This is a genomic window from Rhodosalinus sp., from assembly GCF_041685465.1.
In the GTDB taxonomy this organism is placed as follows: domain Bacteria; phylum Pseudomonadota; class Alphaproteobacteria; order Rhodobacterales; family Rhodobacteraceae; genus Rhodosalinus.
Genome location: NZ_JAWLFS010000155.1, coordinates 1 through 7,229 on the forward strand (window position 1 = coordinate 1; position 7,229 = coordinate 7,229).

General features: G+C 71.1%; 8 protein-coding genes. 4 read left to right on the forward strand and 4 right to left on the reverse strand.

What is annotated here, in order from left to right; all coding sequences use genetic code 11:
• Positions 1-3 precede the first annotated feature (3 nt).
• Positions 4-417, reverse strand: coding sequence for a DUF4864 domain-containing protein (locus ACESL7_RS10780; RefSeq protein WP_372893328.1), 414 nt, complete (start codon positions 415-417; stop codon positions 4-6).
• A gap of 78 nt (positions 418-495) precedes the next feature.
• The gene (locus ACESL7_RS10785; RefSeq protein ID WP_372893329.1) at positions 496-2,070 is read right to left on the reverse strand and encodes a lysine--tRNA ligase; all 1,575 of its coding nucleotides are present in this window, start codon (positions 2,068-2,070) and stop codon (positions 496-498) included.
• 111 nt (positions 2,071-2,181) lie between these two features.
• On the opposite strand from ACESL7_RS10785, the gene ACESL7_RS10790 reads away from it, so the two are divergent.
• Genes ACESL7_RS10790 through ACESL7_RS10800 form a run of 3 tightly spaced genes read left to right on the forward strand, consistent with a single transcriptional unit; the run spans position 2,182 to position 3,253 of the window.
• On the forward strand, positions 2,182-2,607 hold the full coding sequence (locus ACESL7_RS10790) for a tellurite resistance TerB family protein (protein WP_372893330.1): 426 nt from the start codon (positions 2,182-2,184) through the stop codon (positions 2,605-2,607).
• Positions 2,604-3,023 carry a L,D-transpeptidase gene (locus ACESL7_RS10795; RefSeq protein ID WP_372893331.1) on the forward strand — a complete coding sequence of 140 codons (420 nt, stop codon included), beginning with the start codon at positions 2,604-2,606 and terminating at the stop codon, positions 3,021-3,023. The genes ACESL7_RS10790 and ACESL7_RS10795 overlap by 4 nt, the downstream gene beginning before the upstream one ends.
• Before the next feature lie 50 nt (positions 3,024-3,073).
• Positions 3,074-3,253 (forward strand): L,D-transpeptidase, encoded by a 180-nt coding sequence (locus tag ACESL7_RS10800; protein WP_372893332.1) that lies wholly within the window; start codon positions 3,074-3,076, stop codon positions 3,251-3,253.
• A 7-nt stretch (positions 3,254-3,260) separates the two neighbouring features.
• Here ACESL7_RS10800 and dacB read toward each other — a convergent pair whose 3' ends face one another.
• Positions 3,261-4,751, reverse strand: coding sequence for a D-alanyl-D-alanine carboxypeptidase/D-alanyl-D-alanine endopeptidase (dacB, locus tag ACESL7_RS10805; RefSeq protein WP_372893333.1), 1,491 nt, complete (start codon positions 4,749-4,751; stop codon positions 3,261-3,263).
• Between the two features lie 98 nt (positions 4,752-4,849).
• The gene (locus ACESL7_RS10810) at positions 4,850-5,473 is read right to left on the reverse strand and encodes a nicotinate-nucleotide adenylyltransferase (protein WP_372893334.1); all 624 of its coding nucleotides are present in this window, start codon (positions 5,471-5,473) and stop codon (positions 4,850-4,852) included.
• A gap of 160 nt (positions 5,474-5,633) precedes the next feature.
• Here ACESL7_RS10810 and ettA point away from each other — a divergent pair.
• Positions 5,634-7,229 (forward strand): energy-dependent translational throttle protein EttA (gene ettA / locus ACESL7_RS10815; RefSeq protein WP_372893335.1); only part of this gene is annotated, 1,596 nt, incomplete at its 3' end.

The window sequence follows — 7,229 nt, forward strand, 5'->3', positions numbered from 1 at the left end:
TCCTCAGGCGGCGACCTCGGGGGCCTCGAGGATGCGGACGCCGTCGATCGTCCAGCCGCCTTCGCGCCCCGGTTCCATACGGTAGTCGAGCAGGTGGCGCGCGCCCTCGGCGTCCTCGATCAGCACCCGCTGGTGCAGCGCGCCGTCCCGCTCCTCGAGCTCGAGAAACCGCACCTCGTCCGGCCGCCAGACCATCGGATAGCCCTGCCGCACCATGCGCCCGAAGGTCTCCGGCGTGCGGAAGACGCCCTGGATGCCGGGGCTCGCGTAGCTGAAGGCCCTTTCGACATCCTCCGCGAGGAAGGCGTCGATCTGGCTCCGGATCACGTCCCGGATCGCGGGGGCGGCGTCCTCCTCCGCGCGGAGCGGCGCGGCGAGCGCGAGCATGGCGACAAGCGCGAGACACAGGCGGCGCATGGGCGGTCTCCCTCGGCTGGTGCGTCGGGAGGTAGCCCGCCCTGCCCCCGCGTCAAAGCGCCCCTGTCAAAGCGCGCCTCAGGCCAGTTCGCCCGCGAGCGCCTTGTCGATGAGCGCGACCGTCTCCGCGACGCCGTAGAGCGCGACGAAGCCGCCGAAGCGCGGGCCCTGGCTTGCACCCAGAAGCACCTCGTAGAGCGCGCGGAACCAGTCGCGCAGGGGATCGAAGCGCTCGCGCCCCACGGCGTAGACCACCGACTGCAGCGCCTCCGCGTCGGTCGGCCCGTCCCATGCGGCGAGCTGCTCGCGCAGCTCCGTCAGCGCCGCGCGCTCGAGTTCGGTGGGCGCGCGGTAGACCTTCGCCGGCTTCACGAAGTCGTTGTAGTAGCGCACCGCGTAGCCCGCCGCCTCGTCGAGGTCGGGGTGCGTCTCCGGGCTCGCCTCCGGCGCGTAGCGGCGGATGAAGCCCCAGAGCACGCCCTTGTCCTCGGCCGAGGAGACCGAGGCGAGGTTCAGGAGCATCGAGAAGGGCACCACCATCCCGCTCGCCGGCACCTCGCCGCCGTGGATGTGGAAGACCGGGTTCTCGACCCGCTTCTCCGGCGGCTGGTCCGGGTAGGCGCGCAGCTGCTGGTGATACTCGTCCATCGCCTTCGGGATGACGTCGAAATAGAGCCGCTTCGCCGTGCGCGGCTTCTGGAACATGTAGTAGCTGAGCGACTCCGTCGAGGCGTAGGTCAGCCACTCGTCGATGGTCAGCCCGTTGCCCTTCGACTTCGAGATCTTCTCGCCGTTCTCGTCGAGGAAGAGCTCGTAGGTGTAGTGCTCGGGCGGCCTGGCGCCGAGGATCCTGCAGATGCCGTCGTAGACCGGCGTGTTGGTCGAGTGGTCCTTGCCGTACATCTCGAAATCCACGCCGAGCGCGGCCCAGCGCGCACCGAAGTCGGGCTTCCACTGCAGCTTCACGTGCCCGCCGGTCACCGGCACCGTCCACTCGCGCCCGCGCTCGTCGTCGAAGGTCACCGTGCCCTCGCGCGCGTCGACGTGCTTGATCGGCACGTAGAGCACCCGCCCCGTCTCGGGGTGGATGGGCAGGAAGATGGAGTAGGTCTGCCGCCGCTCCTCGCGCAGCGTCTTCAGCATCAGCTTCATCAGGTCGTCGTAACGCTCGGCCGCGCGCAGCAGGATCCCGTCGAAGGCGCCGGAGCGGTAGAACTCGGTCGCGGAATAGAACTCGTACTCGAAGCCGAAGGCATCGAGGAAGCGGCGCAGCATCGCGTTGTTGTGGTGGCCGAAGCTCTCGTGCGTGCCGAAGGGGTCGGGCACGTCCGTCAGCGGCTTCTGAAGATGCCCGGAGAGCATCTCGGGGTCGGGCACGTTCTCGGGGATCTTCCGCATCCCGTCCATGTCGTCGGAAAAGCAGATCAGCCGCGTCGGGATGTCCGAGATCACCTCGAAGGCACGACGGATCATCGTGGTGCGCGCCACCTCCCCGAAGGTGCCGATATGCGGCAGGCCGGAGGGACCGTAGCCCGTCTCGAAGAGCACATGCCCCTTGTCCGGCGAACCGGCCTCGTAGCGTTTCAGCACGCGCCGCGCCTCTTCGAAGGGCCAGGCCTTCGCGGTCATCGCCGCCTGTCGTGCGTCGCTCATGGGTCGCTCCCGGGGATGGCGCCGCGGCCCCGTGGCCCCGGCGCGGACGTGACCTATTGCGGCCGCGACGGGCAGTCAATAAGGTCCCTCGACAGCCTGACACCCGGACCGATGACCGACACCCTCACCCATCCGCTCAGCGCGCAGGACTGCCTCGTCGCGCTCATGGTCGCCGTCTCGGCGAGCGACGAGGACCTGCGCACCGCGGAACTCGTCAAGATCCAGGCGCAGGTGAACCACCTGCCGGTCTTCGCGGATTACGACATCGACCGCATGACCGCCGCGGCGCAGGTGGTCTTCGACCTCTTCGAACAGGAAGACGGGCTCGACGCGCTCTTCGGCCTGCTGCGCGAGAACCTGCCCGAGCGGCTCTACGAGACGGCCTACGCGCTCGCCTGCGATGTCGCTGCGGCGGACGGGCAGTTGCGGGAGAGCGAGCTTCGGCTGCTGGAGGAGATCCGCTACGAGCTCGACATCGACCGGCTGCATGCGGCCGCCATCGAGCGCGGCGCGCGCGCCCGTCACATGCGCGCATGATCGCACGCCTCCGGGCCGCGCTTCTGGCCGCCGGGCGGGCCGGCGCGGCGGGGGCCGAGGAACTCGTGGCGAAGGTCGACCTCTCCGAGCGGAGGATGACCGTGCATCTCGACGGCGAGACGCTGGCCACATGGCCCGTCTCCACCGCGCGCGACGGGAAGGTCACGCCGACCGGGACCTTCACGCCGGACGCCCTGTCGCCCGACCATCGCTCCTCGATCCATTGCGGCGCGCCGATGCCGTGGTCGATCTTCTTTCATGGCGACGACGCCATCCACGGCACCGATCAGGTCGAGACGCTCGGGGACCCCGCCTCGGCCGGCTGCGTGCGCCTCGCGCCCGCAAACGCGCGTCGGCTCTTCGAGCTGGTGCGCACCGTCGGCAAGGATGCGACGCGGATCGTGATCCGGCCCTGAGCAGATCTCAGTCCGCGTAAACCTCCGCCCAGCGCCGGAGCGGCGCGCCGATGCCGTGGTCGATCTTCTTTCATGGCGACGACGCCATCCACGGCACCGATCAGGTCGAGACGCTCGGGGAACCCGCCTCGGCCGGCTGCGTGCGCCTCGCGCCAGAGACCGGGCGTCGGCTCTTCGAGCTGGTGCGCACCGTCGGCAAGGATGCGACGCGGATCGTGATCCGGCCCTGAGCAGATCTCAGTCCGCGTAAACCTCCGCCCAGCGCCGGAGCAGCGCGCTCTGAAGCTTTCGTGACCGGCCGGCCCAGGCGCGCGCGCCGGGCGGGCGGTCGAGTTGCGTGCGCGTCAGCGTCGCCCGGTGCGCCAGATCGCCCGTCAGGATCGCGAAGCCCAGGGTCCGCCCGCCGGGCACGGTCAGGTAGCCGGTGAGCGCGCTGACGAAATGGAGCGTGCCGGTCTTCGCACGCACCTCGAAGGGCGCATCGCGCATCGGCGTCCCGCGGGCGTCGCGCACGTCGTGCTCGTCCAGCAGCGCGCGCACGCCGCCCGCGCCCTCGGCCGCGACCATGGCGCGCGCCATCTCGGCGGCCGTCACGCGCGAGGCGTCGCCGAGACCCGAGTGATCCACGAAGCGGCACGTCTCCATGCCGAGCGCCCCGGCCGACCAGCGCGCCATCTCGGCCGCCGAGTCCGTCAGCGTCGATGCCCCCGCCCCGCGCGCCGCGGTCGCGGCAAGCCCCGTCACCTCCGCCGTGAGATTGGTGGAATACTCCAGCATCTCGCGCAGGATTTCCGACAGCGGCGGGCTCTCGCGACGCGCGAGGATCGTTGCGCCCGCGGGAAGCGCGTCGGCCTCCTCCGGCGCGGACAGGCGCAGGCCCGCCACCTCGGCGAGGCGCTGAAAGACCTCGCCGGCGTAAAGGGCGGGCCGCCGCACCGGCAACCAGCGCGCGCCCGCGGGCCCGAGCGCGCCCCGCGCGACCGTCCAGTGGTCGCGCCCCGCCCTGTCCTCGTAGGTATAGACCGGGCCGCGGCGGTCCTCGACCCGCATCTGCGCGATCGCGACGTCCGGACGATACCGGGCCGTGCGCGCCTGAAGCGTCACCTCGTAGTCGTCGCCCGCCCGCTCCCAGCCGAAATGCACGCGGTTGAAGTTGAGATTCAGTCCCGACACCGCCGGGTTGTAGCCCACGTAGGACGGCTGCGCCGCATCGATCGCCCGCGCCCCGGGCAACGCGCGCCCCCAGACGCGGAAGCGCCCCGTGACCTCGCGCAGGCCCGCCGCCCGCACCGCGTCGACCAGCTCCGCGAGGCCGTCGGTGTCGAGCACCGGGTCGCCGCCGCCGGCGAGGATCAGGTCGCCCTTCAGCACGCCGTCGCGGATCTCGCCCGCCGCGAGCACGCGCGTCTCGAAGCGGTGCGCCGCGCCCAGCACGTCGAGGGCATAGAGCGCCGTGATCGCTTTCGCCGTGCTCGCGGGGGGGAGCGCATCGCCCGGACGCACCCCCTCGAGCACCCGGCCCGTCCCGAGATCGGCGAGCGCCAGCGCCACCTTGCCGTCGAGACGTGCCGCCGCGATCAGCTCCTCCGCGGCGGGCGGCGTCGCCGCGGTCCCGCCGCCGCGCGCCAGCGGCCGCAACGAGGCGGCCGGCGGCACAGCCAGCGCCGGCGTGGCGGCCACCGACGCGAGACCGGCCAGAAAGGACCGTCTGTCCAGAATGTCGCGCATCTCCCTCTCCTCGGCGGCAGGTAACCCGAGCCGCGCGGAGGAGGCAAGCGCGCCGCCCGCGCGCGCCGACGGCGCACACGCAGAGGCTCCCGGCGTGCTCAGCCCGGTGCGCGCCGCCGCCAGCCGCCCCGCGCGCGGATTTCGGTTGAACTCAGGTTTACCATCGGCACGTTCACGAAGCACCACGCGGGCGGATCGGCCCGGCCCAGCAACCGGCTGTCGGCGGCGGGCAGGCGCGCGGCGCGGAAGGCGCGCGCGGCGACCGAGGTCTGCGCGGGGATCCGCAGACCCGGCCGCGCCAGCACGCCCACCGGCACGCGCGCCATGATCTCGCGCCAGCGCTCCCAGCGGTGAAACTGCGCGAGGTTGTCCGCCCCCATCAGCCACGTGAAGCGCACGCCGGGACACCTCTCCTGCAGCGCCGCCAGCGTCTCGGCGGTGTAGCGCGTGCCGACCCGCGCCTCGAAGTCCGTCACCGCGATCCTCGGGTGATCGACGAGGGCGCGCGCCGCCGCCATCCGCTCGGCGAGCGGCGCGGGCCCGGCGCGCTTCAGCGGGTTGGCCGGGCTCACCAGCCACCAGACGCGATCGAGACCGAAGCGCTTCAGCGCCTCGCGCGAGATGTGCGCATGCCCCACGTGCGGCGGATCGAAGGAGCCGCCCAGAAGCCCGACCCGCAGCCCGGCGCGCACCGGCGGCAATCCCGTGTCGGACCTGATCATCGCGCCCGTCCCTCCGTTTCGCCCGGGCGGCAGAGCGCACGGGGCCCGGTTTGTCAACGCGCCCCGCGCCGCGCCGCCCGCGCGCCCGCATTGCCCCGGTCCGCGCGCTCAAGTATCACGGCCCCGACACTCCCGCAGTTTCCGAAAGGTGCGACAGCCGATGGCCAGCTACCAGTACGTCTATCACATGGACGGCGTCTCCAAGACCTACCCGGGCGGCAAGAAGACCTTCGAGAACATCCGCCTGAACTTCCTGCCCGGCGTGAAGATCGGCGTCGTGGGCGTGAACGGCGCGGGCAAGTCGACGCTCCTGCGCATCATGGCCGGGATCGACACCGACTACACCGGCGAGGCCTGGGCGGCCGAGGGCGCGACCGTGGGCTACCTGCCGCAGGAGCCCGAGCTCGACCCCGCGCTCGACGTGCGCGGCAACGTGATGGAGGGGGTGAAGGCCAAGCAGGCCAAGCTCGACCGCTTCAACGAGCTCGCCATGAACTACTCGGACGAGACCGCCGACGAGATGGCGCAGCTTCAGGACGAGATCGACAGCGAGAACCTCTGGGACCTCGACGCGCAGGTGAGCCAGGCGATGGAGGCGCTGCGCTGCCCGCCGGACGACGCGCAGGTCGACAGCCTCTCGGGCGGGGAGAAACGCCGCGTCGCGCTCTGCAAGCTGCTGCTCGAGGCGCCGGACATGCTGCTGCTCGACGAGCCCACCAACCACCTCGACGCCGAGACGATCGCCTGGCTGCAGAGCCACCTCGTCGCCTACAGGGGCACGATCCTGATCGTCACGCACGACCGCTACTTCCTCGACGAGATCACCGGCTGGATCCTCGAACTCGACCGCGGCCGGGGCATCCCCTACGAGGGCAACTATTCGAGCTGGCTGGAGCAGAAGGCCAAGCGGCTGGAACACGAGGCGCGCGAGGACAAGGCGAAGCAGAAGACGCTGGCGCGCGAGCTCGAGTGGATCCGGCAGGGCGCCAAGGCGCGGCAGGCCAAGTCCAAGGCGCGCATCCAGGCCTACGAGGAACTCGCCAGCCAGTCCGAGCGCGAAAAGGTCGGCCGCGCGCAGATCGTCATCCCGAACGGCCCGCGCCTCGGCGGCAAGGTCATCGAGGTCGAACAGCTGCGCAAGGCGCATGGCGACAAGCTGCTGATCGAGGACCTCAGCTTCTCCCTGCCGCCGGGGGGCATCGTCGGCGTGATCGGGCCGAACGGGGCGGGCAAGACCACGCTCTTCCGCATGCTCACCGGGCAGGAACAGCCCGACGCCGGGATGATCGACTACGGCGACACGGTGAAACTCTCCTACGTCGACCAGAACCGCGATGCGCTCGACCCCGACAACACCGTCTGGGAGGCGATCAGCGACGGGCAGGAGGTGATCCACCTCGGCGACGCCGAGATCAACTCGCGCGCCTATGTCGGCGCCTTCAACTTCAAGGGCGGCGACCAGCAGAAGAAGGTGGGGCTTCTCTCGGGGGGCGAGCGCAACCGCGTGCACATGGCGCGGCTCCTGAAGGAGGGCGGCAACGTCCTGCTGCTCGACGAGCCGACGAACGACCTCGACGTGGAGACGCTGCGCGCCCTCGAGGACGCGCTGGCCGAATTCGCCGGCTGCGCCGTGGTCATCAGCCACGACCGCTTCTTCCTCGACCGCATCTGCACCCACATCCTCGCCTTCGAGGGCGAGGCGCAGGTGGAATGGTTCGAGGGCAACTTCGAGGCCTACGAGGAGGACAAGAAGCGC

Bases quoted from the DNA above. Each gene is read 5' to 3' on its own strand.
- ACESL7_RS10780 (WP_372893328.1), bottom strand. From the start codon at position 417: ATGCGCCGCCTGTGTCTCGCGCTTGTCGCCATGCTCGCGCTCGCCGCG.
- ACESL7_RS10785 (WP_372893329.1), bottom strand. From the start codon at position 2,070: ATGAGCGACGCACGACAGGCGGCGATGACCGCGAAGGCCTGGCCCTTC.
- ACESL7_RS10790 (WP_372893330.1), top strand. From the start codon at position 2,182: ATGACCGACACCCTCACCCATCCGCTCAGCGCGCAGGACTGCCTCGTC.
- ACESL7_RS10795 (WP_372893331.1), top strand. From the start codon at position 2,604: ATGATCGCACGCCTCCGGGCCGCGCTTCTGGCCGCCGGGCGGGCCGGC.
- ACESL7_RS10800 (WP_372893332.1), top strand. From the start codon at position 3,074: ATGCCGTGGTCGATCTTCTTTCATGGCGACGACGCCATCCACGGCACC.
- dacB (WP_372893333.1), bottom strand. From the start codon at position 4,751: ATGCGCGACATTCTGGACAGACGGTCCTTTCTGGCCGGTCTCGCGTCG.
- ACESL7_RS10810 (WP_372893334.1), bottom strand. From the start codon at position 5,473: ATGATCAGGTCCGACACGGGATTGCCGCCGGTGCGCGCCGGGCTGCGG.